This is a genomic window from Neisseria sp. HMSC066H01, from assembly GCF_001837375.1.
Taxonomy (GTDB): Bacteria; Pseudomonadota; Gammaproteobacteria; order Burkholderiales; family Neisseriaceae; genus Neisseria.
This window is the reverse complement of record NZ_KV832180.1, coordinates 1-1,143: the sequence shown is the minus strand read 5'-3', so window position 1 is coordinate 1,143 and position 1,143 is coordinate 1. Positions and strand designations below refer to the sequence as shown.

The 1,143-nt window shown below is 48.8% G+C and carries 1 protein-coding gene; it reads right to left on the bottom strand.

Going from position 1 to position 1,143, the window contains the following annotated elements:
* On the bottom strand, window positions 1-1,142 hold a 1,142-nt coding region (gene tuf, locus HMPREF2551_RS00150; RefSeq protein ID WP_002228867.1), incomplete at its 3' end, for an elongation factor Tu.
* Window position 1,143: the final 1 nt, after the last annotated feature.

Sequence of the window (1,143 nt, the reverse complement as noted above, 5' to 3'; positions counted from 1 at the left end):
CCACCTTCGCGAATCGCAAAGCGCAGACCTTCTTCCATAGCGATTGGTGCAATCAGTTCTACAGTAATGGTTACGTTCTCACCCGGCATTACCATTTCTACGCCTTCTTCCAAAGTAACTGCACCAGTTACGTCGGTAGTACGGAAGTAGAATTGTGGACGGTAGTTAGCGAAGAATGGAGTGTGACGGCCACCCTCTTCTTTGCTCAGTACATATACTTCTGCTTTGAACTTGGTGTGAGGAGTAATGGTACCTGGTTTAGCCAATACTTGACCACGCTCTACGTCTTCACGTTTAGTACCGCGCAGCAATACGCCTACGTTGTCACCTGCTTGACCTTCATCCAGCAGTTTACGGAACATTTCAACACCGGTACAAGTGGTTTTTTGGGTTTCTTTCAGACCTACGATTTCGATCTCGTCACCAACGTGGATGATGCCGCGCTCTACACGACCGGTTACTACTGTACCACGGCCAGAGATAGAGAATACGTCTTCGATAGGCAACAAGAAAGGTTTGTCCACAGCACGCTCAGGTGTTGGGATGTAGCTGTCCAAAGCAGCGGCCAGTTCGAAGATTTTTTCTTCGTAAGCAGCATCACCTTCCAAAGCTTTCAGTGCAGAACCTTGTACGATCGGGCAGTCGTCACCCGGGAAGTCGTAGCTTGACAGCAGGTCACGAATTTCCATTTCAACCAGTTCCAACAACTCGGCATCGTCAACCATGTCGCATTTGTTCATGAACACGATGATGTAAGGTACGCCTACTTGGCGGGCCAACAGGATGTGTTCGCGAGTTTGTGGCATAGGACCGTCAGCTGCGGAACATACCAAGATAGCGCCGTCCATTTGGGCAGCACCGGTAATCATGTTTTTAACGTAGTCGGCGTGGCCCGGGCAGTCTACGTGTGCGTAGTGACGGGTTTCAGTTTCGTATTCTACGTGTGAGGTATTAATGGTAATACCACGGGCTTTTTCTTCAGGAGCGTTATCGATTTGGTCGTAAGCTTTTGCAGCGCCACCGAATTTTTTAGCCAAAATAGTAGTCAAAGCAGCAGTCAGAGTGGTTTTACCATGGTCAACGTGACCGATGGTGCCAACGTTTACGTGCGGTTTGCTACGTTCAAATTTTTCCTTAGCCATG